We start from the raw sequence: 24,157 nt of genomic DNA on the forward strand, positions 1-24,157 counted from the left end.
GCCCGGACCAATACTGACATCTCTCCGCCACTGGAGCCTACCCTATGACCGCCTCCAATATCAGGTACGCTCTCTTAGCGTCCTCTGCCCTCATGCTCGCGGCAGCCCCGGCTCATGCCCAGTACCGGGGCGACTTCACGTCGATCGACGTCACCAAGGGCGGGATCACCTGCCGCCCTGGCGCCTCGTGCGATATCTCGACCATGCGCGTGGTGCCGGCAGGGGGCGGCATTGCTCGCGCGCTGTCGGCTCTCTTCTCAAACGAAATCTACGCTGCCGATTACGGTGTGACGGCGAACGACGGTAAGGACGACACGCTCGCCCTACAGACAGCCATCAACGTCACTCAGACCAGCAAGGGCCGTCTGATCCTACCGGGCGGCACGATCAACGTGTGCGACACCTCTGATCCCGAGGCATTGGTCCGCATCACATCGATCATGGAACTGCAAGGGGCAGGGCGCGGCACCCGCATCGAGCCGTGCCCCGCCGCAGGCAACCGCTCCGTGATCCTCGTGAAGCCACTGGTCGCTGCCGGCGGCATCCGCGGCCTGATCATGCGGGATTTCGCGATCGGCGAACTCGGCACCACCCGAGCGGGCGGGGATGGTATCCGCTTCGATACGACCAACCTCAACGGTTTCATCGCGAAGCCGCTCGTCGAGAATGTCGGCATCGCCGATGCCGGCGCTGGGAAGTATGCAATCCATCACATCAACAATCCCAATGCGGCAACGGGTAATTACAACGGAGGATTGTTTGGAGGCACCTTTCAGAACAGTGATTTATGGGGTGGAGTCAAATTTTACAAAACGGGGGACAGCAACAACATCCTCCGCAATATCATGACCGGGTCGAACCCCGGCATTGAATACGAGGGCATCGAGGGTGCTGCCACGCACGTCATCGAAGGCAATAACATCACTTCGACGGCCGGAGGCATCATCGTCCGTAACACGATCCAGGCGAAAATCGTCCGAAACCAGACCGAGAGCTATCATCCTCAGACGGGGCCCGATGGTGCCCTGATTGTGCTGGACGGAACTCACGATAGTGAGGTTCGGGAGAACAACGCCAACGCCTACGATCGAGTCGATGTGGTCTCGCTTAAGAACGGCTCGAGCGGCAACACCGTCGCCGACAACGTCGTGACCTATGGCTCGGCGACAGGAAAAGTTCTGGCCCGTCTGGTGAATGCCCCGAACAATACGATCGGTCGCCAGCGCTCGGACAATGACTGCCTGCGTCAACCGCCCTTGGCAGGCCAATCCGAGGACAGGCTGACTTTCACCCCGCGGGTCCGTCACCTGCTGTCGATCAACGCGGGCTCCTATCCTACGCTGGGCGCGTTCCAGCCGCTGACGTTGGATGCGAGTTGGCTGCCCGGCTCCGATCCCGCGTTCTACCAAGGCCTGGCGGTGAGCCTGAAGCCAGACGGCGACGTCATCTTCCGCGGCACGATCGCATCCAGCGCGACGCAGAGCCCTGGCGCGCCCGTGACCACCCTGCCGCAGGCTTACCGTCCAGCGAAGGCCATCCGCATCGGGGCCGATATGCTGATCCCCGGTAGCCCGAGCACATGGGGACGAGCCATCTTTATCGTTGACGAGACGGGCGGCGTGTTCGTGCAGAGCGCTCCGAATACAACATTGATCCAGTTCGACAGCACCACGTTCTCGCGCTTCTAAGCCTCCCCGCTCGCCGCACCACCCGGCCCGAGCCTGAGACGACCCCTTCACATCGGAGAAGACCATGGCTGCCGCCAGTTTCGAGCGGGCGCTTGCGCTCGTCCTCGCCCATGAAGGTGGATACGTCGATCACCCGGCCGACCCCGGCGGCGCGACCAACCTCGGCGTCACCATCGGCACGCTGTCGGATTGGCTCGGCCGCCCCGCGAGCAAGGCCGAGGTGAAGGCCCTGACCCGCGCCACGGTCGCGCCGATCTACCGGAAAAACTACTGGGACCGCGTGCGCGGCGACGAACTGCCGGCCGGCGTCGATTACTGCGTCTTCGACTTCGCGGTGAACTCGGGTGTGGGCCGGGCGATCCCCGCGTTCCAGCGCGCGATCGGCGTGGCGGACGACGGCAAAATCGGACCCCTCACGCTCGGGGCAGCCCGTGAAAAACCCGCCGTGCAGACGGTCGAGCGCATCTGCGCGGACCGGCTGGCCTTCCTGCGGCAGCTCTCGACATGGGGCACCTTCGGCAAGGGCTGGTCGCGGCGCGTCGAGGGCGTGCGCGCCGACGCGCTGGCGATGGCGCGCGTTGCGCCACCTGTTCCGGCGCTGCCGCCCGTGGCGACGGGTCCGGTGGTCGCCCCGATCCCGACCGCTCCGCAGCCCTCGCCATCCACGAGCCTACTCGGCCGCATCCTCTCGCGCTTCAACGGGAAAGCCTGACCCATGCCGATCCTGCCCCTCATCAGCCTCGCGATCCAGTTTGCACCCGCGTTGCTCGGCATCCTGGCGGGTGACACCGCCGGCAGCGCGGCCGGCAAGGTCATCTCGACCGTCAAGGACGTGCTTGGGACCGCCGATCCCGCCGAGGCGCAAGCGAAGATCGCGGCCGACCCGTCGCTCGGCGAGGCGCTGTCCGCGCGCCTCAATGCGCAGGTCGAGACCCTCCGCATCGAGATGGCCGACGTCGCAAACGCCCGCGCCATGGGGCTCGGCCTCGTGGAGGCAAAGCACTGGACCGGCAACATGCCGGCGATCGTCGTGCTCATCATCATCGCGGTCCACACCGCCATGAATGCCGGGATCTTCCTTATCCCCGGCGAGATCCCCGACCGGATGTTCCAGTTGCTGACGGCGGCCTATGGCACGTCCTCGACCGCCTTCGGCATCGCCATCGCCTACTATCTCGGCTCGTCCCGGTCCTCGGTGACCAAGGATGCGCAGATCGGGCAGGCGCTCAACGCCGCGGTCGCCAACGGCAACGCCATGCCGGCCCGGCGCTGATCAGTGACGAGTTTCGACCTCGCGAGCCTGCTCCGCGACCACGGCCTTCAAGGCGCGCTCGCGGTGGCCGGCATCGTCATTGCGTTCCTCTTCAACGAGCTGCGCAAGGCGACGGAGCGTTACGTCACGCTGCTCGAACGTGTCGTCGCCGTCATTGAGGCGAACAAGGCAGCGGCGTCCGATAGCGCCGAGGCGCTGAAGGACAACGAGCACGCCGTCGCCTCGCTCTCGACGGCCATCCAGACCCTTGCGCGCGAGACCGAAGGTGAGGCGCGTGAGGTCCGCCACGGCATTGCCGGACTTCAGACGTCCGTCAACGCTGTGGCGGAAGCGATCAAAGATCGGCTCCGGGGGGTCGCATGACCGGATGGAGGCGCCTCATGTCGTGGCTGTTGCCGCACGTCGATCCCACCTCCGCCCAGCGCCGGCTCGATGCCGCGGTGAGCGGAGCCCTTGATGCTAGTCGCGAGACCGCTCGGGCCGCGCGAGATCTGCGCGCCTCGACCGACCGGACGCGAGAATCCGCCCGCCAGATCGAGGAAGGCTCGCGGCGCCGCATCCAGGCGCAGGAGACCCGCCGCCAAGCCCGTGCGACGACGGCCGCAGAGGGTAGGATGATGGACTATTTCGAGCGACTGCGGGCCGAGACCGGCCGGGTTAAGAGGGGCAGCACCTGATGCGTCGCGTGTTCGAGTTCCGTGCGGCGTGGGCGCTCGTCGCCGTCGTCGTCTGGTATGTCGTCCTGGTGTTCACGACGCCGTTCCACCCTCGCGGGACGGGCCTGCGGGCTGTGTTCTTGGTCCTGGCGTGCTGGGGGATGGGCGCCTACTGGCGTCCGGCGCGGCGGGCGATCCTCTCGCGCGGCTGGCCGCCGGGCGAGTTGCTTTACGCGCTAATGGTCTGGCTCGGCTGCGCGTCCTACGTGTTCAACATGGCCGTCGCGACGGTGTGGCGGCTCTCGGGCCAGCCGGCCTACATCATCAACAACGCGGTGTTCGATTTCTGGATCGTGCTTGGCATCTGCGCGATGGCGATCGGCGTGACGGTGCCGGACCTGTTCGGGAAGGATGTGCCGCCGCGCGAGCGGATCCGGCTCGGATCGGCATGGATTGGGATGGCGGGCCTCGTCGCCTACCTCGTTCTTGCGCAGCCGGACCTTCGGCCGTTCGCGGAAGCGATCCGCCCCTACATCGACATGGGGCACGATTACCGCGACCCCGATTGATCGCCGCCCACCATTCCCGAGTATGACCCAGCCCCGCCGGCACCAGCCGCGCGGGGTTTCCCATGTCCGCGAGGCTGCCGCGCCATGCAGGCGGCGCGCAGAGGACGTGGCAGCGAGATCTGTACAGCATATGATTGTTTATGCAGCCTCGATCCTTCGGCGAATCCCCGCCGTTGGAGGCGCAGCATGGTCATCACCAATCCGACCACGGAACAGGACGGCAAGGGTTCCGGTGGGCTGCTTGAACGCGCCGTGACCGAAGCCACCGACGGCCTGAAGGAGATCCGAGACGAAGGTCCGTCCGCCGAACCTGTCTACCCCACGCATGCGAGCGCCGAGGCGCACGAGGCGTGGGCCTTTGACTCGGCGTCCTACGAACGCGCCCAGACTGCGCAGGATGCTCTTGATCGCGTCGCTGAGATTATGAGCGGGCAGGTGCATCCGTCGTGATCCGTGCGGGTGACGTCGAGGCGAGCCGGTGCTCGCTGCCATTGCCGATCGCTCCCATCCCCGCCCGGCTCAGCCGCGGCGGGGCTTTTCGTTTCTGGCCTACCGGACCGCGATCTCGCACTCGCCAACAGCAACCACTGCGGCTCTCATCGCGACTGTGCCGACTCTTGTGCGCCGACAGGACACCGTTTGTTCCGGCGCGTCCGATATGTCGGTGTTGCTTGGGAGTTGATTTGCCTGAAGTAATTGGCTGGGGCGCCAGGATTCGAACCTGGGAATGGCGGTACCAAAAACCGCTGCCTTACCACTTGGCGACGCCCCATCGGCTTCAAGCCGCCGGATCTCTAGACGGGCCGGGCGGGACTGGCAACTGGGTTGGACGCCTCTGCCTTGCACCGATGCGCGTTTGTGACGGGATCGCTTGGGCCCCCCGATCGGCCGAGCAGGCTCAGCGCTCCTGCACCGGATCGATGCGACGGCTTATTCTGGGGCCGGATGGCAGGAGCGGGACGACAGAGGAATATGGCGATGAGGGATCGAGTGGCGGTCGTGACTGGGGCAGGCTCCGGTATCGGACGGGCGGTGGCGTTGGGATTGGCGCAGGCCGGGTGGCGGCTGGTGCTCGCCGGGCGGCGGGGCGAGGCGCTGGAGCGGGTCGCGGCAGAACTGCCGGGCCCGTCGTTGTGCGTGCCGACCGACGTGTCCGATCCGCGCGCCGTCGAGGCCCTGTTCGCCGCGGTGGGCGAGCGCTTCGGGCGGCTCGACCTGCTGTTCAACAATGCCGGGATCTTCACCCCCGCCGCGACGGTGGACGAGGTCGCGGTCAAGGATTGGCTCGCCAGCGTCAACGTCAACCTCACGGGCACCTTCCTCTGCACCCGCGCCGCCTTCGGGATGATGCGCAAGCAGGCCCCCAGGGGCGGGCGCATCATCAACAACGGCTCGATCGCGGCCTACGCCCCACGGCCGATGTCGGCGCCCTACAGCGCCACCAAACACGCCATCACCGGCCTCACCCGCGCCACCGCGCTGGACGGGCGCCCGTTCGACATCGCCTGCGGGCAGATCGATGTCGGCAATGCCGAGACCGAGATGACGCAAAGCTTCGGGCAGGGCGCGCGGCAGGCCGACGGTTCGATCCGGCCCGAGCCCACCATGGAGGCGACGCAGGTCGCCGAGGCCGTCGTCTACATGGCCGGGCTGCCGCTCTCGGCCAACGTGCTGTTCATGACCGTGATGGCGACGAACATGCCCTTCGTCGGGCGGGGGTAGGGGAGTCGGCTTTGCGTAGGCGGCGCGGAACGCGTAGAGAGCGGAACACCGCCCGGTCCCCCTTCGAGACGAGCGGCCGACCGCCCCGCGGCGGCCGGTGCCCGCCATGCTGATGCAAACAGACGCCAAATCCGCCGATGCGAAGACCGATCCGGTCGCGCGGCGGCGCACCTTCGCCATCATCTCGCACCCGGATGCGGGCAAGACCACGCTGACGGAAAAGCTGCTGCTGTTCGGCGGCGCGATCCAGCTCGCGGGCGAGGTCAAGGCCAAGCGCAACCGCGTCTCCACCCGGTCCGACTGGATGGGCATCGAGAAGGAGCGCGGCATCTCGGTCGTCACCTCGGTGATGACCTTCGAGTACGGCGATTGCGTCTTCAACCTGCTCGACACGCCGGGCCACGAGGACTTCTCGGAGGATACCTACCGCACGCTGACGGCGGTCGATTCCGCCGTGATGGTCATCGACGCCGCCAAGGGCATCGAGGCCCGGACGCGAAAGCTGTTCGAGGTGTGCCGGCTGCGGGACATCCCGATCGTCACCTTCGTGAACAAGCTCGACCGCGAGGCGCGCGACCCGTTCGAGACGCTCGACGAGATCGAGAAGACGCTCGCCCTCGACGTGGCGCCCGTGACCTGGCCGATCGGGCTGGGCCGCAACTTCGCCGGCACCTACGAACTCGGCGGCAACCGCGTGCGCCGGCTCGACGCGGCGGACGATGCCGGCACGATCCCGGTCTCGGGCTTTGGCGACCCGCTCTTCGACACGCTGCTGACGGAGAACGGCGCAGCCGATGCGTGGCGCGAGGAGGTGGAGCTCGCCGAGGGCGGCCTCAAGACCTTCGATCTCGAAGCGTTCCGCGAGGGGCACCTGACCCCGGTCTTCTTCGGCTCGGCCCTGCGCAATTTCGGCGTGCGCGACCTCATCGACGGGCTCGCCCGCTTCGCCCCGCCCCCGCGCGGCCAGGAGGCGGACAAGCGCGCCGTACAGCCGTCCGAGCCGAAGATGACCGGCTTCGTGTTCAAGATCCAGGCGAACATGGACCCGAACCACCGCGACCGCATCGCCTTCATGCGCGTCTGTTCGGGCCAGCTCCGGCGCGGGATGAAGGCCAAGCTGGTGCGCACGGGCAAGCCGATGTCGCTCTCGGCGCCGCAATTCTTCTTCGCCCAGGACCGGGCCATCGCCGATGAGGCCTTTGCCGGCGATGTCGTCGGCATTCCCAACCACGGGACGCTTCGCATCGGCGACACGCTGACCGAGGGCGAAGAGCTCGTCTTCCGCGGCGTGCCGAGCTTCGCCCCCGAGATCATGCGGCGGATCAAGCTCACCGACGCGATGAAGGCCAAGAAGCTCCGAGAAGCACTCCAGCAGATGGGCGAGGAGGGCGTCGTGCAGGTCTTCATCCCGCAGGATGGCTCACCGGCCATCGTCGGCGTGGTCGGCGCGCTGCAGCTCGACGTGCTGAAGGAGCGGCTACAGGCGGAGTACGGCCTGCCGATCGACTACGAGACGACGCGGTTCTCCGTTTGCCGCTGGATCGAGGCGGAATCGGAGGTCGAGATCGACCGGTTCGTGAACGCCCACGGCTCGGCCATGGCGAGCGACCTCGACGGCGCGCCGGTCTTCATGGCCACCACCGCCTTCTCGCTCCGCTACGAGGAGGAGCGCTGGGAGAAGATCCGGTTCACGGACGTGAAGGACTATCAAAAGCGGGCGGCGTGAGCGGCGGGGCCCGAGTCCCGGCCCGGCGCCGGCAGCGCTCTTTCCGCGCCGGCGGCGCTCACTCGTAATCGAAATCGAGCGAGCGCTCGAAGGCGATGGCGCTCATCTCGCGTCCCTTCGGATCGGCGACGGAGATGTCGCGAAAGCCGCGTCCCGCCAGTTCCCAGGTCTTCTCGAGCGCCTGCTCGTCCGTGCCGCAGGCAAAGGCCAGCGTGCGGCCCGCCGGATCCGTTCCCGTCACCTTGTACATGGCCGCGCTCCTGTCCGAGCCGTGAAGATATGCTCGGCGCCGTCGGGGAGAAGGGGCGGAGCGCGTTCCGTGCGGCAGGGCCGTCAGCCTCAGCCGAGCAGCGCCGCCTTGTCCACGTCGAGCGCCCGGGCCAGCTCGTCGAGCACCGCGTGCTCGCTCTCGGTGATGCCGCCCTTGTCGGCCACGTCCGCCGCGATCAGGAAGACGTGCTGGCGCTGTTCGAGGGGACGGTCGGCGATGGCCGCGACGTGCTGGCTGTTCTCCAGGCGTCCGGCGCGCAGCTCCGCGCGGGCGAGCGCCTCGAACAGCGCCTTTTCCAGGGTGAGCGTGTCGTAGGATTTCTGAAGGATCGGGTTGGCCCGCATACTGACGAGGGCCGCCTCGATCTCCTCGTCATCGGTGTCGCCGTCGGCAACGATCACGTTGGCCGCGGCGGAGACCGCCGCCTGCATAAAAACGGAATCGCCAGCGTAGGACATCACCACCCGGTTCAAACGGACGAGGGCGTCCTGAAAAAACCCCATCTTGCAATCCCCCCAGGCGCCCGGCCCCTAGCGCGCCACCCGACCCACGGCGCCAGCCACGATGGTTCCAACGCAGGCAGCCAACCGTCAAGATGGCAAGCTTGACGGATCCCTCACAGTTCCGCCGAGCGCCGCGATAGTTCCGCCCGCAGGTGGCGCGCCGGCTCGACCAGGGCCGCGTCCCGGCGCTGGCGCGGGCGGGGCGGAGCGAGGGTGACATCCGCCGCGATCCGGCCGGGGCTGCCCGCCAGCACCACGACCCGGTCGGCGAGATAGACCGCCTCGTCGATGTCGTGGGTGACGAACAGCACCGTCTTGCCCGTCTGCGCCTTGATGCGCTGGATCTCGTCCTGAAGACCCTCGCGGGTGAAGCTGTCCAGCGCCGAGAACGGCTCGTCCATCAGCAGCACCTCGGGCTCGACCGCGAGGGCGCGGGCGATGGCGATGCGCTGACGCTGCCCGCCGGAGAGCTGGTGCGGCCAGCGGCCGGCGAGGTCGGACAGCCCGACGAGCTTGAGCATCGCCGCCGCCCGCTCGCGGCGCTCGGGCTTCGACAGGCCGTGCCGCTCCAGGCCGAAGGCGACGTTGTCGATCACCCGCCGCCAGGGCAGCAGCCGCGCGTCCTGGAACACCAGTGCCATCGGCGTGCGGGTTTTCTGTGGATCGGTGTCGAGATGGACCGTGCCGCCGCTGGGTTTGGCCAGATCGATCAGCACGCGCAGGAGCGTCGATTTGCCGACGCCCGATTCGCCGACGATGACGAGGAACTGCCCCCGCGGCACCGCGAGATCGAGGGCGGACAGGATCTCGGTGCGCCGCCCGTCACGCTCGTAGGCGAGGCTCAAGCCCCGGATGTCGATGATGGGGCCACTCATGCGCGCCACCGCAGCAGCCAGCCCTGCAGGGCGACGAAGCCGGTATCGAACAGGCCGTACAGCCCGGCCATGGTGAGCATGTAGACCACGACGATGTCGGTGGAGAGGAGCGAGGAAGCCTGCATCATCCGCGCGCCGATGCCGGGCACGCCGAAGATCTCGGCGGCGACCACCGCCATCCAGGCTTGGCCCAGCGCCGTGCGCAGGCCGACGAGAATACCCGGCGTGGCGGCCGGCAGGAGAATCTTGGTGAGGCGCGCGAGAGGCCCGCGGAAGCCGAAGGCCTGGGCCACCTCGATCAGGTCGCGATCGACGCCGCGCACGGCGCCTTGCGTGGCAAAGAACACGATCCAGAACACGCCGATGGCGATGATGAACACGGCGGCCGAGGGCTGGACGCCGAACCAGATGATGGCGAAGGGCACCCAGGCGAGGCCGGGAATGGGGCGCAGCAGCCGCACGATCCCCGCGGTCAGGCTGTCGAACCAAGCGGACATGCCCGTGGCCAGCCCGAGAGCCACGCCCGCGAGCGCGCCCGCGCCGAGCCCGACCATGTAGTGGCTCAGACTCTCGACGACCGCGATCGGCCAGGCACCGTTGGAGATCTCCCGGGCGAAGGCTGCCGGGATGGAGGAGGGCGGCGGCAGGAAGGCCGGGTTGATGAGGTCGAGCCGGGGTGCGGCCTCCCAAAGGGCGAGGAAGGCGGCAAGCCCGACGACCGCCAAGGCGGCCGAGCGGAACGAGGTCATGGCGTCAGGATCGTGGAAATCAGGGCTTCTTGATCGCGTCGAACGGCTTGGCGTCGAACAGGCCGTCGGTCGGCGCCTCCTTGTCGAGGGTGCCGATCGAGACCTGATAGGCCTGCATCTTCTTCGTCGCCTCGATGATCGTGCGCGGGTCGGCAACGAACTTCGCGGCAGGCGAAGAAAGCGCCTTCTGGATCGTGGCGACGTCCGTGATGCCCTTGCCGAGCGCCGCCTCGACCGGCGGGGCGGCGCGCGCCGGATCGGTCTTCAAGAGGTCGGTCGCCCTGACCAGTGCCGAGACGAGGCCCTCCACTGCCTTCGGATTGGCGTCGGCGAACTTGCCGTAGACGGCAACCACGGTGCCCGGCTGATCGGGAAACATCTCCCCGCCGGTGGCGATCAACGTGATCTTCGGGTTGCGGCCCTGGACGATGGTGAGCGCCGGCTCGCGGATCGAGGCGCCATCGACGGCGCCGGCCAGCAGCGCCTGCTGGGTCGCATCGATGCCCATGGCGACGATCTCGACATCGGCCTTGTCGGCCTTCGCCACCTGCCAGAGCCAGTGCTGGAGGGTGGTGTTCGGCACCGAGCCCGGCGGCTGCGTGGCGAGCCGGGCGGGGCGGCCCTCCTTGGCCTTGAACTGCTTGAAGGCCTCGGCCTTGCTCGGGGCGGTCGCGAAGTAGGGCGCGAGCTTGGGGGCTGCCACGAACACCATCTCCTCGATGGCGGTGGCGGCCACGACCCGCACGTCGATGCCCTTGGTGCGGGCCACCGCGAGCGGCGCGATGCCGGCGACGTAGACGTCGATGGTGCCGGACGCGAGCGCCTGGATCATGTTGGGGCCGGACTCGAAAGTGGTGAAGGCCGGCGCCAGCCCGGCTTCCTTGAGCCAGCCCTCGCCGTTGGCGACGAAGACGGGCGCGGCGCCGATCACGGGAATGACGCCGATGCGCACGGGCACGGTCTGGGCGGCGAGTGGCACCACGAAGGGCACGGGAAGGGCGAGAAGCCCCGCGATCAGGGCGAAGGCCTTGAACAGATTGCGCATCGAGACGGGTTCCAGGGGAGCCGGACGGCGTTCCCCATGGCACAGCGGACGCGATCTTCCAATCGCGCTTACCCATGGGCGTTCAGACGCGGCGGCACGGGGCAGGGGCAAGCCGGGCGACGAAGCTTTGCCGGCCTGCGACGGAACGGCCCTGTTCCTCGTACCGTTTACCCAGCCGAAAGCGGTATCCACGCCGCGGGACAGACGACAGGACACCCTACGCCATGAGCCTCCTCGGCAGCATCGTCAGCAAGATCCTCAATCCATTCGGCTCATCGGAGGCGAAGGCCGGCGAGTCGTCCGCCAAGCCCTCCGAGACGCAGGCACAGCCGTCCTCCGGCGGCGGCAGCGCCCCGGCCTCCACGCCCACCAGCGGCGGAACGTCGTCGGGCGGATCCGTCGATGTCGAGGCCGTGCTCAACGACCTCGCCTCGAAAAATTCGCAGAAGCTGAACTGGCGCAGCTCCATCGTCGATCTGATGAAGCTGCTTGACCTCGATTCGAGCCTGCACGCCCGCCAGCAGCTTGCCGACGAGCTGCATTACACCGGCGACAAGAACGACTCGGCCTCGATGAACATCTGGCTGCACAAGCAGGTCATCAAAAAACTCGAAGAGAACGGCGGCAAGGTCCCGGCCGACCTCAAGGACTGAGAAGACCGATAGCGGTCACATCGGTGCCCTCGCCGACATAAGAAAGCGGGTGGTGGGAATGAACTCCCGCCACCCGCTTCGTTTTCGAGGCCGGGTGAGGGCGGGTTTTCCGGAGGCCGGCGGGTTGCCGCAGACGGCGGGCGCTGAACCGAGTGCGCCGTGCGAGGGTCCAGCGTCCGCAGGGAGAACCGGATGCTGCCCATGGTGGGCGTTATGGCGACGCGGACGGTCTCAGAACCGAGCGGCACCACGAGCGTGCGACCGATGGCGAGGTGGCGCACATCGGCAGGAATACGCTGGGTGAATTGTGGATAGGAGGAGTCGCTGCGCTTCACCGGACGAACGAGCTGAAACCGCATCTTTAGCACGCCGTTGTAGCACGGTCGGCCTAGCACAACACTCTGTCTGGATTTAGGTTTCTGAGCTAGTGGCTGTTCTCAGAAAATTGGTGCCCAGGAAAGGACTCGAACCTTCACCTCTTGCAAGACTGGTACCTGAAACCAGCGCGTCTACCAATTCCGCCACCTGGGCGCCGGACCGTTGCCGGTCGGCGATGGGGTTCGTTTAGGCGGCGGCGGCGAAGGCGTCAATCGCTGTTTCGCCGCCGCCGGTCAAAAACCCCGAAGCGGGGGATTCGCGCAGCGCGAGGGCAACACGCCCGCGCCCTGCGTCGGGACGAGGCTCAGCCGCGCCACTCGCGGATATCGACGAAGCGGCCAGCCACCGCTGCGGCGGCGGCCATCGCCGGGGAGACGAGGTGAGTGCGGCCGCGCGGGCCCTGGCGGCCCTCGAAGTTGCGGTTGGAGGTCGAGGCGCAGCGCTCGCCCGGCCGCAGCTTGTCCGGGTTCATGCCGAGGCACATCGAGCAGCCGGGCTCGCGCCAATCGAAGCCGGCGTCCTTGAGGATGCGGTCGATCCCCTCGGCCTCGGCCTGCGCCTTCACCAGGCCGGAGCCCGGCACCACCATCGCCGAGACGCTGTCATGCACCTTGCGGCCCTCGACCATCTTGGCGACGATCCGCAGATCCTCGATGCGGCCATTGGTGCAGGAGCCGATGAACACCCGGTCGAGGGTGACGTCGGTCATCCGCGTGCCCGGCGTCAGGCCCATATAGGCCAGGGCCTTCTCCTTGGACTGACGCTTGTTCTCGTCCGCGATCTGGGCCGGATCAGGCACCGTGCCGAGGATCGAGACGATGTCTTCAGGGCTGGTGCCCCAGGAGACCAGCGGGGGGAGGTTGGCGGCGTCGAGACGGATTTCGCGATCGAAATGCGCGCCTTCGTCCGTGGCCAGACGCTGCCAGTAGCGGCGGGCCGCGTCGAACGCTGCGCCCTTCGGGGCCTTCGGGCGGTCCTTGACGTAGGCGTAGGTGGTCTCGTCGGGCGCGACCATGCCGGCGCGGGCACCGCCCTCGATCGACATGTTGCAGATCGTCATCCGGCCCTCCATCGAGAGGGCGCGGATCGCCTCGCCGGCATATTCGATGACGTGGCCGGTGCCGCCAGCGGTGCCGATCTCGCCGATAATGGCGAGCACGATGTCCTTGGCGCTGACGCCCCGCGGCAAGGTGCCGTCGACCGTCACCCGCATGTTCTTGGCCTTGCGCTGGATCAGCGTCTGCGTGGCGAGCACGTGCTCGACCTCGGACGTGCCGATGCCGTGGGCCAGCGCGCCGAAGGCGCCGTGGGTCGAGGTGTGGGAATCGCCGCACACGATCGTCTGGCCCGGCAGGGTGAAGCCCTGCTCCGGCCCGATGATGTGGACGATGCCCTGGCGCCGGTCGAGGGCATCGTAGAACTCGATGCCGAAGTCGCGCACGTTCTCGGCGAGCGCTTCGAGCTGCGTGCGGCTCTCGGGATCCTCGATGCCCTTGGAGCGGTCCGAGGTCTGGACGTTGTGATCGACGACGGCCAGCGTCTTGTGCGGCGCGCGCACCGTGCGGCCGGCCACGCGAAGCCCCTCGAACGCCTGGGGGCTCGTCACCTCGTGAACGAGGTGACGGTCGATGTAGAGGAGGGCGGAGCCATCCGGCTCGACATCGACGACGTGGTCGTCCCAGATCTTGTCGTAGAGGGTGCGCGGCGCGGTCATGGTGCAGCTATTCTGACGGGTTGAAGGCTCCATCGCGGAAAACGCCTCGACCGGGCCGCGGGAAACCACGCGGCCGGATCGTGGGGAGTATCCGGAAGACCTCTTGTGTAATGCTCCTCGGGCGATTTCGGAAGGGCGGCCGCGCATATGCGGCGCGCAAGATACTTTTGCGGCCCGCCCGCCCCAGCGGCTGGACCGGCGCGCGGCGCGGCGGTACTCCCGGCCCTATCCTTTGTTGACCCCTTCTTTGCCGACCACTGGGAGGCCGTGAGCCGGTGCCACCAGCCGAGACGCCCGACATCCTGCTCATCCGGCAGACCCGCCCCGATGTGGCCGAGCGGCTTGCCGAGCGCTTCCGCCTGCACCGCCTGGAGGAGGCGCCCGACCGCGAGGCGTTCCTCGACGCGGTGGGACCGCGCATTCGAGCGCTCGCGGTCGGCGCGATGTGCCCGATCGATGCGAGGCTGTTCGACCGGCTGCCGCAGCTCGAGATCGTGGCGAGCTTCGGCGTCGGCTACGACACGATCGATGCGGTTGAGGCGGATCGCCGCGGCATCGTCGTCACCCATACGCCCGACGTGCTCTCCGACGAGGTGGCCGACCTCGCGCTGGGCCTCCTGCTCGCCACCCTCCGCCAGATCCCGCAGGCCGATCGCTACCTGCGCGCCGGGCGCTGGCGGGAGGGCAGCTTCCCGCTCACCACGAGCCTGCGGGAGCGCCGGGTCGGCATCCTCGGGCTCGGCCGGATCGGGCGGGCGATCGCCCAGCGGCTCGAAGGGTTCGGCGTGAGAATCGCCTATCACGGGCGCAGGCCGCAGGCCGACATCGCCTACGCCTACCACGACAGCCTGCTCGGGCTGGCGCAGGCGGTCGATACGCTGGTCGTGGCCGCACCCGGCGGGCCGGGCACGAACGGGATCGTCGATGCCGGGGTGCTGGCGGCGCTCGGGCCTGACGGCATCGTCGTCAACATCGCCCGCGGCAGCGTCATCGACGAGGCGGCCTTGATCGCCGCGCTGCAGGCGGGGACGATCCTCGGGGCGGGGCTCGACGTGTTCGAGAACGAGCCTCAGGTGCCGCAGGCGCTGATCGATCTCGACCGGACCGTGCTGCTCCCGCATATCGGCTCCGGGTCGCACCACACCCGCGCGGCCATGGGCCGGTTGCTCATCGACAACCTGTTTTCCTGGTTCGACGGCAAGGGCCCGCTCACGCCGGTGCCGGAAACGCCCTGGAAGGGCTCGCGATGAGAGGCCCGACGATGACGCGCATGGCGGTTGCCGGGGCGCTCGCCGCGCTGGCTCTGAGTGCGGCCCACGCCCAGGAGAGTCCGCCCGCGCCGGAGCCGGCACCTGCCACGGTTCCGGCGGAGAACGGGGTTGGCGGGCCGACCGGCCTCGCGACCCTGCCGACGACCCTTGCAGGGGCTGCAGGCACCTGGGACCTCTCCCTGGAGGGCGGGCGGCGGCGCTGCGTGCTGACCCTCGCCATGGAGACCGGTCCGAGCGGGCGCGCGGCGCGCTTTCCCGCCGGCTGCCGCCGGGCCCTGCCGCTCATGGCCGGCATCGGCGGCTGGCTGTTCACCGGCGAGGGCCTGCGCCTCGTGGACCGGAACCTGCGGCCGGTGCTGGCCTTCGCCAAGAACCCCGACGGGATGAGCCTCGGGGCCTCCGCCGAGAGCGGCGAGCGCTACAACCTCGTGCCATTGCAGATCGCGGCGATGCTGCCGCCCGCCGCCCCCGGCGCGGCCACCGTCACGCCCACGGCGAATGCGGTGGAGAGCGACGCGCCCGCCTCGGCCGCCGTGCCGGAGAAGCCGGCGGAGGGTCCGGCTCCGGGCCTCTACGCCCTCGATCGCGCCGAGCAGAAGGATGTCTGCCGCCTCGAATTCACGCGGCCCGTCGAGGCCGGCAAGGACACGGCCCCCGTGCGGGTGATGCCGGATTGCCGCGACAGCGGGATCACGGTTTTCGATCCGGTGAGCTGGCGCTTCGCCAACGGGCATCTGACACTGAAGGCGCGGCGCGGCCACGCGGTGAGCCTCGTGGCGATCGGGGAGGGGCGCTGGCGCCGCGACCCCGAGATCGGCGTGCCCCTCGTGCTACGGAAGGTCGAACCGTAGGGCGCGGCGGGCTGATCGTTCTGCATCATCTTTGCCCGAAAGCCGGCAACCGCCTTTTGGGACGATGCTTCAGAACAGTGGCCGCAGGGCGAGATGGAGCCCGAGGCCCAGCAGGCCGACGAAGAAGCAGCGGCGGAACACGCGCTCGCTGACGCGCCCCCGCACCCAGCCGCCGAGTGCCATGCCGAAGAGGGCCGGCACCAGGGCGATGAGGGAGGTTCCCGCAACACTGAGCGAGAGGGCGCCGCCGCCGGCAAGGGCGATGGCGAGCGCGACGGTCGAGACCGTGAAGGAGAGCCCCAGCGCCTGGATCAGGTCGTCCTTGGTCAGGCCCAGCGCCCCGAGATAGGGCGCGGAGGGGAACGAGGACACGGCGGTGGCCGCCGTCACCAGCCCCGTCGCCGCACCGACGAGGGGCCCGAGCCAGCGCTCCATGCCCGGCGGCACATGGAGCCGCAGGGCGGCAAGGCCGATCACGGCGTAGGCGATCAAAGCGAGGCCGAGGAAGACCGTGGCTTCCGCGCCGTAATGTCCGTGAAGGATCCCCGCGGCGACCAGGGTGGCGACCACGCTCGCTGCCAGCATCGGCCAGAGCCGGCGCAGCAGCGTGCCGAAGCGCGGGCCCGCGGCGAGTTGCCAGACATTGGTGACGAAGGCGGGCACCACGAGCAGAGCCGCGGCCTGGACCGGCGCCATGACGAGGCTCAGCAGGCCCATGGCGACGGGCGGCAGGCCGAGCCCGACCATGCCCTTGACGAAGCCGGCGAGCAGGAAGGCCGACGCCGCCACGGCGAGGGGGAGGGGGTCCGTGGAAAAAGTCATGAGCACGTTCTGATCGGGGGAGGGGGCAAGAGGGTCGGGCAGGGTCAGTCGTGGAGCCGCATGTCGCGCAGGATCGCCTGACGCGCGGCTTCCGCCTCGGCCTCCTTCGTGGAGAGCGGCGCGGCGGCCGGCACGGGCCGGGCGACCGCGACCGGCGGCGCGCTGCTACAGGTGCGCGGGCCGGCATCGGAGCGGGCGATGGCAACCAGCGCGGTGAAACCCGCGAGGAGAAGGGCTGCCGTTTCGAGCCGGGCGTCGCCCGGGCGGAGCGTGGTCTGTGCGTCGCGTGGCATGGCCTGAGTTTCGCAGCGCGACGGCGCGCGACAATGCGGAAGTGGCCCGCGTCAGCCTTCGGCTGAGCCGAAGCCCTTGCCGCGGGATGCGGGCTCGCCGACGATGCTCTGGCTTTTTGATTTTGCATCGTCTTTTTCCGAAAGCCGGCGGCCACCTTTCGCGACGATGCTCCATGCGCTTCGACCTGACCGACCTGCGCCTGTTCCTTCACGTCGTCGAGGCGGAGAGCATCACCCGTGGCGCCGAGCGGGCCGGGCTGGCGCTTGCCTCGGCGAGCGAGCGCATCCGCGGCATGGAGGCGGATGGCGGCGTGTCGCTGCTGGAGCGCCATCCCCGCGGGGTACGGCCAACGCCAGCGGGCCTTGCCGTGGTGCATCACGCCCGGCTCGTGCTCGGCCAGCTCGAACAGATGCGCGGCGAACTCGGCCAGTACGCGAGGGGCCTGCGCGGCCATGTCCGGCTGCTGTCGATCACCGCGGCAGTCGCCGCCTTCCTCCCCGATGCGCTGTCCGGTTTCCTTGCGGCCTATCCCAGCGTCGATATCGATCTCGAGGAGCGCACCAGCCGCGAGACCGTCGATGCCCTGGCCGGCGGGCTTGCCGATATCGGCATCGTCGCCGACACGACCGATCTCGGCGCGCTCGAAACCCGGCCACTCCATCTCGACCGGATCGTGCTCGCCGTGCCGGCGGGCCATGCCCTGGCGCAGCGGAGCGGCGTCGCGTTCCGGGAGGTGCTGGACGAGCCTCTGGTCGGCCTCAGCCACGGCCGGGCGCTGCAGGCGCATCTGGCGACCCACGCCGCCCGCGCCGGCCGTCCGTTCAAGCTCAGGGTGCGCCTGAACGGGCTCGATGCCGTCTGCCGCATGGTCGAGCGGGGCGTCGGCGTGGCGATCGTGCCGGAGGCGGCGGCGCGGCGCGCGGCCGAGACGCTGGCGATCCGCGCCATCCCGATCGACGAGCCCTGGGCCGTGCGTCAGCTCAGGCTCTGCGCCCGCAGCTTCGCAGCGCTTCCACCGCACGCCCGTCAACTCGCCGAGCACTTGGTCGCGCATCTCGGCGCGAGCGAGAGTCCGGGTTTCGAAAGGACAAGTCCTTTCGCGGGTCCAGGGCAGAGCCCTGGCTGACATCCGTGATCGACGTCAGTGGTCGCGATCAGGCGCGGCGCTCGACCGATACGGGATGCCGCGGAACGCCCTGCTTCTCGAAGCGGGACAGGTTCTCGATGGTGGTCGCCGCAATCGCCGCCAGCGCCTCGGCGGTGAAGACGGCCTGATGCCCCGTCACGATCACGTTCGGGAAGGTCAGCAGGCGCGAGAAAACGTCGTCCCGGATGATCTGGTTCGACAGATCCTCGAAGAAGAGGCCGCCTTCCTCCTCATAGACGTCGAGGCCGAGTTCGCCGATCACCCCTGATTTCAAACCCTCGATCAGCGCGGCGGTATCGACGAGCGCCCCGCGCCCCGTATTGAGTCGCCCAAGCGTCGGGCCGGATGGTCGGCGATGCGGGTGAGGACGTCCCGCAAGGAGACCTCGGCATCGCGGCCGTTCAGCTTGGCCGTCTCGATCAGGGTGGAGAAGGCGGCCGCCCGCTCGGCCGGGTTGTTGTCGAGCCCGATCCGGCCGTCGTCGAACACCCGGGTCAGGGCGCGCCAGCGGCTCAGCATGTAGCGGAACGCCTTGGCCAGATCCGAAGGGCCGGAGAGCTGCGGCAGGATCGTCTCGGCCCGGGCTCTCAAGACATCGGCCAGCGGTCGGGATCGATCCTGCCGCCGTCGCGGTCGCTCATCGGGCGGCTGGCCGGCGATCTCGCGTTCGACCGCGTAGAGGGCGCCGATGCGCTCCAGCGCCTCCCCGGCGATGGCGGAGCCGGTCTTGGCGTGCACGTCGAAGAACTTGCGCCGGGTATGGGCCCAGCAGGCCGCCTCGATCAGCGCACCGCCGGTGCGCCCGCCCTCGTAGAGCCTCTGGAAGCCGGCATAGCCGTCGGCGTGCAGCACGCCCTGGAACCCGGCCAGATGCGCCAGCGGCCGTTCGCCTCTGCAGTCGGGGGAGGCCAGGAACACGGCGGCCGGCGGACGCACGCCGCCGTGGGGCCGCTCGTCGCGCACAGAAGACCCAGAGCCGTCCGGTCTTCGTCCGGCCCAGACCCGGCGCCAGTCCCGGGACGGGGGTGTCGTCGCCGCAGAGGACATCCGAGCCCGCCAGCACGTCCTGGCGGAGCAGGTCGACCAGCGGCGAGAGGGCGGCGGCCGTCGCACCCACCCAGCCCGACAGGGTCGAGATGGCCAGGTCCACGCCGTCCCGGGCATGGATCTCGGCCTGGCGGTACAGCGGCAGGTGGTCATCGAACTTCGCCACCGCGATATGGGCCAGCAGACCGGCTCCGGCCCGCCCGCGGGCGATTGGGCGATGCGAGGCGGGCGCCTGAACCATGGCGTTCTCGTCGGTCAGCATCGTGTCGTAGAAGTCGCGGACGAGGCGGGCGATCTGGTCGTCGGTCAGCATCGGCGTCGCGCGCAGGGTCGAGAACAGCTCTTCCGCCGCCACGTATAGCCGACTGGCCCTGAGCTTGGCAGCGCGGATATCGCCCGTTCCGAGGCTGCGCACGAGTTCGTGTCGGCCGAGACGCTGCCGAAGGTCGGCCGGGATGCGGCGTCGGCACTGGAAGGTGCGTCCGCGCTGGACGACGTTGGCGACGAAACCCAAACCGCGCTCCCGCCGTCCGCGCGGACGGCCTGTGTAGCAGCGATGTGTAGCAAGGTGCTCAGACCGCAGGGCGGCCCAGCAAAATCGTCAGTCTCTTCAGTGGACTAGGTCTTGCGTGGCTGGGGGACCTGGATTATCAGCACCCATTGACTAAGCCATTGCTAAACCATCAACATCCTGTTTTTCTTGCGTTTTCGGCGCCAATTGTTACGACTGACTGTTACGTCAGCCTGCCACGGCGGCGCCGGAGTTCCTGCTTTGTGCCTCGCGTCCAATATCGCCCGTCGCAACGGCTCGGCGGTCTACTACGCCCGCCTCGGCGTGCCGAAGGACCTTCAGGCCGTCGTCGGGGCAAAGGAGAAATGGGAGTCGCTGCGCACGAAGGACGCCCGCGAGGCAAAGGTGCGCGTGCTCGACGTGCTCAAGCGCTGGAATGATGAGTTCGACGCCCTTCGCCGTGGTCTCGCGTCGAAGGAGCCGACGCCGGAAGACATCCAAGCCGCGACTTGGGAGCACTACCAGAGCGAGCTGGAGCATCATCAGCGAGAGCGCCAGGGGCGACTCAACGAACAAGAGATTGAAGTTGAAACCAGACGCATCATCAAAGATGTCGAAGAGGGGCGCCTACCTTGGGGCGATGATCCACTCAGCCAAGTGAGTGCGGCTGCCGAACTCACGGGTCTTCGTAACGCGGCAGAGCGACAGGGGCGCTCCCGCGCGATTCGTAAGCAGATACTCGAAAAACATCTGGGGAAGAATGAGCCGGTGCTTGTGCGCGATGCCGCTCACGCGCTGATCGCTCGCGAGAATTGGGCAATCGAGCCCAACACCGAAGCTTTCAAGGCGCTTTGTGGAAATCTATTGCGGGCCGAGATCGAAGCACTAACCCGTGCCGAGGAACAAGACCGCGGCAACTTCGCTGGGCGCCCGACCGACGAGTTCATCAAGCCACCGGCAGGAAAGATCGCCGCGCCGGTCGCCGCTCCGGGGGAGGGCATCCGTGACCTTCTCGACGCCTACGAGGCCGACAACCGCAAGCGGCTGACGGCTGACACGATCCGCGTGAACCGGCAGGTGATCGAGATGTTCGTCGAGTTCGCGGGCGCGACCCTCCCGGCGCGGGCGATCACGAAGGACCATGTTTTCGCATGGAAGTCGGCTTTGCGTCGCTATCCAACCCGTGCCGCCGAAATCGGCGCGTTTCAAGGAATGGCTTTCAAAAAGATCATCGCCGAAAACGAACGGCTAAAACGTCCGACCCTCTCAGACAAGACCGTCAACCGTTACCTGTCCGCACTCGGCGGCTTCTGCACTTGGGCGCAGAAGAACGGCAAGATGGGCGACCATCCGGTCAACGGCATGTTGATCGAGAAGGACCGTGGCCCGTCCAAGGTCCGACCCTATACTTCAGACCAACTCACAGCGATCTTCCGATCCCCTTTGTTCACGGGATGCCTGTCGGACGAACGAGAGCACAAGCCCGGTGATGTCCGCCCACGAGATCACCGCTACTGGCTTCCGCTCCTCTCCCTGTATACGGGCGCACGGATGGGCGAGCTCGCTCAACTGCTCATCAACGATGTGCGCCAGGACCGAGGTCAGTGGATCATTCACATTACCCGTGAGGGCGACCACACGAAATCGACGAAGACTGCGGGTTCGCAGCGCGTCATCCCGTTGCACTCAGAGCTAGAACGCCTCGGCTTCCTCATCTTCCACGCGCAGCAGGCCGCAACGGGCAATAAGCGCCTGTTCCCAGAAATCGTCCCCGACGCTCGCGGCCAACTCACCGGCAATGTCTCGCGTTGGTGGGGTCGCTACGTCGAGCGGATCGGCGTGAAGAACGACACGAGCGTGAATTTCCATTCGTTCCGTCACGGGATGGCGGATGCTCTGCGCCGCGCGGGCTACCGTGACGAGGAGTTCGGGTTTCTGCTCGGACACACGCAGGCCACCACAACGGGCCGTTATGGAATCTTGTCTGAGGGGGATCTCACTCAGCGACGCAAAATGATCGATGCGGTGAACTTTCCTGGCCTCGACCTATCGCATCTTCATACAACGGTAATCCAGTCGAGTTCGCATTGAATTTCAAGATCCCGCACCGGAAATAATCCAAGATATTGTTCTTCCAGCCATCTGACCCTGTGCTAGTATTTCAGCATTAGAGCCAGACGCAAGGCGTGTTCCGCCGACTGTGCTCGCGCGGTTTCACGCTGGAAGTTCATGATACTGCTCAACCAGTATGGCGACTTGATCGAGACAAAGGCTGCAAGCACGCCTGCCGTCGTCGGTTTAGGTCAGCCCTGGCCTACCGAGTGGGGCGCTCTGCCGGCCATCGCCGGCCCGGCCGTCACACCTGAGACGGCTATGAGCGTGCCTGCCGTGAAAGCGTGCGTGGAGCTGATTTCCGGCGCCATCGGCTCGCTGCCGGTCAAGGTCTACCAGGGCAAGGGCGAGGGCCGCACCGAGGCATCGGAGCATCCCGCCTACGCCCTCGTTCATGATGACGCCTGCGAGTGGATGAGCGCTGGCGAACTTCGCGCCCAGCTCGTGACCGACGCCCTGTTGCGCGGCAACGGCTACGGCCTCATCCGCCGCGATACCAACGGCGAACCCTTTGAAATCCTCCATCTCCGGCCGGAAGCCGTTTCCACCGTCGTTGACCAGATCACGGGCGAGCCTTGGTTTCGGGTCACCGTGGCAGGCGGACAGGAGATCGTCGGTCACGCCGATATGATCCACCTGAAGGCGCCCGGCAGTCTCGACGGCATCACCGGCACGGCTACGATCCAGCGCGCCCGCAACGCGATCTCGCTCGCCCTGGCGCTGGAGCATCACGCCGCGCGCATCATGAAGAACGGCGCCCGACCGAGTGGCCTGCTCAACGCACCGGGCGTCCGCAACCGGCCTGAGGCTCAGAACCTCCAGGCGAGTTTCGGCATCCAGAACGCCGATGAGAACTCCGGCGGCGTCGCCACGGTCTACGGCGGCGTCACCTTCACGCCCATCGAGTTCAAGTCTGTCGATCAGCAGTTCATGGAGCAGCGCGCCTTTCAGGTGGCCGAGATCGCCAAGGCGTTCTCCGTGCCGCCGACGCTCGTGGGTGAACTGGCGAAGGCCACGCTCAGCAACTCCGAGACGATGGGGCGCCAGTTCCTCACGCTCACGCTGATGCCCTGGATCAGCGCCTTGCGCGCCGCCTTCCGCCGCACGCTCATCCGCAAGGAAGACCGTCGCACCTTCGAAATCGACTTCGTGCTCGACGGCCTGCTCCAGGCCGACAGCGCGCAGCGCGCCGCCTTCTACGCCAGCCTTCGCTCAGCCGGGATCATGACGGCGAACGAGGCACGCGCCCGCGAAAACCTTCCGGCGCATCCCGACGGCAACAAGCTCGACAGCCCGCACGTCGCGACGCCCAGCACCACCCCGGCCCCGGAGCCCATCGCCGATGTCTGACACGACCGTCACCGCCTTCCTGGGCGACCGGGATCGCGCCTTCGATCTTACCCCGCAGGTGATCGAGCTGGAGCGCGTCACCGGCACCGGTATCGGTGCTTTGATCCGCCGCGTGATCGCGGGCGACTTCCACGCGACCGACATGCCCGAGATCGTTCGCCTTGGCCTCATCGGCGGCGGGGAGAAGCCGAAGGACGCTGCCGCGCTCGTGGCCGCTTACGTGACCGGCCGACCCCTCGCCGAAACCCATCAGCTCGCGACCTTGATCGCGCTGGCGCTGTGGAACGGCGTGCCGAAGGTAGCTGAGGCCAAGGTGCCGGAGGATGAGCTTCCGGGCGGCTTCGAAATCCGCTTCCCCGATGGGCGCGTGGAGATCGTCAGCGGAGAGGCCGCCTGATGCTCAAGCACCGCCTCATCACGAAGTCTCTCACCGTCGCCGACACGGGCGAGATCACCGGCATCGCCTGGGGCACCGGCCCCGATGCGGCCGGCGACGTGATCCACCCCGGCACCTTCGGCCGCGTCACCGGCCCCGTAAAGATGCTCTGGCAGCATCGGCAGGATGAGCCCATCGGCACCTGGGACATGATCGAGGAAAAGGCGGACGGGCTTCATGTCGCCGGCCGCCTCGCCATCGAGCATTCGCCTCGTGCCCGCGAGGCGCACGCCTTCCTGCGCGACGGCATCGTTGACGGGCTCTCCATCGGCTTCCGGCTGGAGAAGAAGGCAGCTCCCCGCGCCTACGGGATCGGTCGCGACATCCGTCGCGAGCACGGGCTTCGGCTCGCAGAAATCTCCATCGTGACCTTCCCGAGCCATCCCGGCGCGCGTGTCACGTCCACGAAATCAGCCGCCGACGCCACCGCCATCGCGAAGGCTCTGAGCCGGTTCCGGGCTTCGATCCGGGCCTAACCATTCTCCGAACAAAGG

27 protein-coding genes, 2 tRNA genes and 3 pseudogenes are annotated in these 24,157 nt (G+C 67.9%); 18 read left to right on the forward strand and 14 right to left on the reverse strand.

What is annotated here, in order from left to right; translation table 11 throughout:
- The first annotated feature begins 44 nt into the window (after positions 1 to 44).
- The 7 genes from E4V01_RS20465 to E4V01_RS20495 all read left to right on the forward strand — a co-directional run bounded on the left by E4V01_RS20465 (position 45) and on the right by E4V01_RS20495 (position 4,636).
- Positions 45 to 1,688, forward strand: a complete 1,644-nt coding sequence (locus E4V01_RS20465) for a hypothetical protein (RefSeq protein WP_135299608.1) — start codon at positions 45 to 47, stop codon at positions 1,686 to 1,688.
- 64 nt (positions 1,689 to 1,752) lie between these two features.
- On the forward strand, positions 1,753 to 2,400 hold the full coding sequence (locus E4V01_RS20470; protein ID WP_135299609.1) for a glycoside hydrolase family 108 protein: 648 nt from the start codon (positions 1,753 to 1,755) through the stop codon (positions 2,398 to 2,400).
- 3 nt (positions 2,401 to 2,403) lie between these two features.
- Positions 2,404 to 2,961: a hypothetical protein gene (locus tag E4V01_RS20475; protein WP_135299610.1), complete on the forward strand. Its 558-nt coding sequence runs from the start codon at positions 2,404 to 2,406 to the stop codon at positions 2,959 to 2,961.
- A 3-nt stretch (positions 2,962 to 2,964) separates the two neighbouring features.
- Positions 2,965 to 3,324: a hypothetical protein gene (locus tag E4V01_RS20480; protein WP_135299611.1), complete on the forward strand. Its 360-nt coding sequence runs from the start codon at positions 2,965 to 2,967 to the stop codon at positions 3,322 to 3,324.
- A gap of 17 nt (positions 3,325 to 3,341) precedes the next feature.
- On the forward strand, positions 3,342 to 3,638 hold the full coding sequence (locus tag E4V01_RS20485; RefSeq protein WP_135299612.1) for a hypothetical protein: 297 nt from the start codon (positions 3,342 to 3,344) through the stop codon (positions 3,636 to 3,638).
- On the forward strand, positions 3,638 to 4,186 hold the full coding sequence (locus tag E4V01_RS20490) for a hypothetical protein (protein WP_135299613.1): 549 nt from the start codon (positions 3,638 to 3,640) through the stop codon (positions 4,184 to 4,186). Before E4V01_RS20485 ends, E4V01_RS20490 begins: the two co-directional genes overlap by 1 nt.
- A 186-nt stretch (positions 4,187 to 4,372) precedes the next feature.
- Positions 4,373 to 4,636: a hypothetical protein gene (locus E4V01_RS20495; protein WP_135299614.1), complete on the forward strand. Its 264-nt coding sequence runs from the start codon at positions 4,373 to 4,375 to the stop codon at positions 4,634 to 4,636.
- A gap of 247 nt (positions 4,637 to 4,883) precedes the next feature.
- Here the strand turns inward: E4V01_RS20495 and E4V01_RS20500 are convergent.
- A tRNA-Gln gene (locus E4V01_RS20500) sits at positions 4,884 to 4,958 on the reverse strand.
- Positions 4,959 to 5,158: 200 nt separating this feature from the next.
- On the opposite strand from E4V01_RS20500, the gene E4V01_RS20505 reads away from it, so the two are divergent.
- Positions 5,159 to 5,908: an SDR family oxidoreductase gene (locus tag E4V01_RS20505; RefSeq protein ID WP_135299615.1), complete on the forward strand. Its 750-nt coding sequence runs from the start codon at positions 5,159 to 5,161 to the stop codon at positions 5,906 to 5,908.
- A gap of 106 nt (positions 5,909 to 6,014) precedes the next feature.
- Complete coding sequence (locus E4V01_RS20510; RefSeq protein WP_135299616.1) at positions 6,015 to 7,634, forward strand: peptide chain release factor 3; 1,620 nt, start codon at positions 6,015 to 6,017, stop codon at positions 7,632 to 7,634.
- 58 nt (positions 7,635 to 7,692) lie between these two features.
- Here the strand turns inward: E4V01_RS20510 and E4V01_RS20515 are convergent, their stop codons facing one another.
- The 5 genes from E4V01_RS20515 to E4V01_RS20535 form a co-directional block, all read right to left on the reverse strand.
- Entirely contained in the window at positions 7,693 to 7,884 is a 192-nt protein-coding gene (locus E4V01_RS20515) for a hypothetical protein (RefSeq protein WP_060771598.1), read from the reverse strand.
- A gap of 89 nt (positions 7,885 to 7,973) precedes the next feature.
- On the reverse strand, positions 7,974 to 8,408 hold the full coding sequence (locus E4V01_RS20520) for a tellurite resistance TerB family protein (RefSeq protein WP_060771597.1): 435 nt from the start codon (positions 8,406 to 8,408) through the stop codon (positions 7,974 to 7,976).
- 113 nt (positions 8,409 to 8,521) lie between these two features.
- Positions 8,522 to 9,283 (reverse strand): ABC transporter ATP-binding protein, encoded by a 762-nt coding sequence (locus tag E4V01_RS20525; RefSeq protein ID WP_135299617.1) that lies wholly within the window; start codon positions 9,281 to 9,283, stop codon positions 8,522 to 8,524.
- Positions 9,280 to 10,032: an ABC transporter permease gene (locus E4V01_RS20530; RefSeq protein WP_135299618.1), complete on the reverse strand. Its 753-nt coding sequence runs from the start codon at positions 10,030 to 10,032 to the stop codon at positions 9,280 to 9,282. Before E4V01_RS20530 ends, E4V01_RS20525 begins: the two co-directional genes overlap by 4 nt.
- A 19-nt stretch (positions 10,033 to 10,051) precedes the next feature.
- Positions 10,052 to 11,077 (reverse strand): ABC transporter substrate-binding protein, encoded by a 1,026-nt coding sequence (locus tag E4V01_RS20535; protein ID WP_135299619.1) that lies wholly within the window; start codon positions 11,075 to 11,077, stop codon positions 10,052 to 10,054.
- 224 nt (positions 11,078 to 11,301) lie between these two features.
- Between E4V01_RS20535 and E4V01_RS20540 the strand changes: the two genes are divergently transcribed.
- Complete coding sequence (locus E4V01_RS20540) at positions 11,302 to 11,730, forward strand: DUF3597 domain-containing protein (RefSeq protein ID WP_135299620.1); 429 nt, start codon at positions 11,302 to 11,304, stop codon at positions 11,728 to 11,730.
- A gap of 446 nt (positions 11,731 to 12,176) precedes the next feature.
- Here the strand turns inward: E4V01_RS20540 and E4V01_RS20545 are convergent.
- Positions 12,177 to 12,261, reverse strand: a tRNA-Leu gene (locus tag E4V01_RS20545).
- A gap of 151 nt (positions 12,262 to 12,412) precedes the next feature.
- Complete coding sequence (leuC, locus tag E4V01_RS20550) at positions 12,413 to 13,822, reverse strand: 3-isopropylmalate dehydratase large subunit (RefSeq protein WP_060771593.1); 1,410 nt, start codon at positions 13,820 to 13,822, stop codon at positions 12,413 to 12,415.
- A gap of 275 nt (positions 13,823 to 14,097) precedes the next feature.
- On the opposite strand from leuC, the gene E4V01_RS20555 reads away from it, so the two are divergent.
- The gene (locus E4V01_RS20555) at positions 14,098 to 15,072 is read left to right on the forward strand and encodes a 2-hydroxyacid dehydrogenase (RefSeq protein ID WP_135299621.1); all 975 of its coding nucleotides are present in this window, start codon (positions 14,098 to 14,100) and stop codon (positions 15,070 to 15,072) included.
- Positions 15,069 to 15,944: an AprI/Inh family metalloprotease inhibitor gene (locus E4V01_RS20560; RefSeq protein ID WP_135299622.1), complete on the forward strand. Its 876-nt coding sequence runs from the start codon at positions 15,069 to 15,071 to the stop codon at positions 15,942 to 15,944. Before E4V01_RS20555 ends, E4V01_RS20560 begins: the two co-directional genes overlap by 4 nt.
- A gap of 69 nt (positions 15,945 to 16,013) precedes the next feature.
- On the opposite strand, the gene E4V01_RS20565 is transcribed toward E4V01_RS20560, so the two are convergent.
- Positions 16,014 to 16,766 carry a sulfite exporter TauE/SafE family protein gene (locus tag E4V01_RS20565; RefSeq protein WP_135299623.1) on the reverse strand — a complete coding sequence of 251 codons (753 nt, stop codon included), beginning with the start codon at positions 16,764 to 16,766 and terminating at the stop codon, positions 16,014 to 16,016.
- A gap of 44 nt (positions 16,767 to 16,810) precedes the next feature.
- Positions 16,811 to 17,059 (reverse strand): hypothetical protein, encoded by a 249-nt coding sequence (locus tag E4V01_RS20570; RefSeq protein WP_135299624.1) that lies wholly within the window; start codon positions 17,057 to 17,059, stop codon positions 16,811 to 16,813.
- 173 nt (positions 17,060 to 17,232) lie between these two features.
- Here E4V01_RS20570 and E4V01_RS20575 point away from each other — a divergent pair, with 173 nt between their 5' ends.
- On the forward strand, positions 17,233 to 18,186 hold the full coding sequence (locus E4V01_RS20575; RefSeq protein ID WP_135299625.1) for a LysR family transcriptional regulator: 954 nt from the start codon (positions 17,233 to 17,235) through the stop codon (positions 18,184 to 18,186).
- A 28-nt stretch (positions 18,187 to 18,214) separates the two neighbouring features.
- Here the strand turns inward: E4V01_RS20575 and E4V01_RS20580 are convergent.
- From E4V01_RS20580 to E4V01_RS26710, 3 genes and pseudogenes are all read right to left on the reverse strand, one after another.
- A pseudogene (locus E4V01_RS20580) lies at positions 18,215 to 18,532 on the reverse strand (NAD(P)-dependent oxidoreductase); the annotation flags it as partial.
- A complete protein-coding gene (locus tag E4V01_RS26605) occupies positions 18,490 to 19,254 on the reverse strand; it encodes a transposase (RefSeq protein ID WP_256371272.1) in 765 nt (254 codons plus the stop codon). The gene E4V01_RS26605 and the pseudogene E4V01_RS20580, both read right to left, overlap by 43 nt.
- Positions 19,220 to 19,420 (reverse strand): annotated as a pseudogene (locus tag E4V01_RS26710) (transposase); the annotation flags it as partial. The gene E4V01_RS26605 and the pseudogene E4V01_RS26710, both read right to left, overlap by 35 nt.
- On the opposite strand from E4V01_RS26710, the gene E4V01_RS25780 reads away from it, so the two are divergent.
- On the forward strand, positions 19,370 to 19,615 hold the full coding sequence (locus E4V01_RS25780) for a hypothetical protein (RefSeq protein ID WP_193763255.1): 246 nt from the start codon (positions 19,370 to 19,372) through the stop codon (positions 19,613 to 19,615). The pseudogene E4V01_RS26710 and the gene E4V01_RS25780 overlap by 51 nt on opposite strands.
- Positions 19,616 to 19,636: 21 nt before the next feature.
- Here the strand turns inward: E4V01_RS25780 and E4V01_RS26715 are convergent.
- Positions 19,637 to 19,768, reverse strand: a pseudogene (locus tag E4V01_RS26715) (DUF6538 domain-containing protein); the annotation flags it as partial.
- A gap of 258 nt (positions 19,769 to 20,026) precedes the next feature.
- Here E4V01_RS26715 and E4V01_RS20595 point away from each other — a divergent pair.
- From E4V01_RS20595 to E4V01_RS20610, 4 genes are all read left to right on the forward strand, one after another.
- A complete protein-coding gene (locus tag E4V01_RS20595; protein ID WP_135299627.1) occupies positions 20,027 to 21,856 on the forward strand; it encodes a site-specific integrase in 1,830 nt (609 codons plus the stop codon).
- Positions 21,857 to 21,994: 138 nt separating this feature from the next.
- Positions 21,995 to 23,227 (forward strand): phage portal protein, encoded by a 1,233-nt coding sequence (locus E4V01_RS20600; RefSeq protein WP_135299628.1) that lies wholly within the window; start codon positions 21,995 to 21,997, stop codon positions 23,225 to 23,227.
- Positions 23,220 to 23,624, forward strand: a complete 405-nt coding sequence (locus E4V01_RS20605) for a gene transfer agent family protein (protein ID WP_135299629.1) — start codon at positions 23,220 to 23,222, stop codon at positions 23,622 to 23,624. Before E4V01_RS20600 ends, E4V01_RS20605 begins: the two co-directional genes overlap by 8 nt.
- A complete protein-coding gene (locus E4V01_RS20610; protein WP_135299630.1) occupies positions 23,624 to 24,139 on the forward strand; it encodes an HK97 family phage prohead protease in 516 nt (171 codons plus the stop codon). Before E4V01_RS20605 ends, E4V01_RS20610 begins: the two co-directional genes overlap by 1 nt.
- The last annotated feature ends 18 nt before the right edge of the window (positions 24,140 to 24,157 follow it).

The organism is Methylorubrum sp. Q1, from assembly GCF_004683995.1.
Classification (GTDB): domain Bacteria; phylum Pseudomonadota; class Alphaproteobacteria; order Rhizobiales; family Beijerinckiaceae; genus Methylobacterium.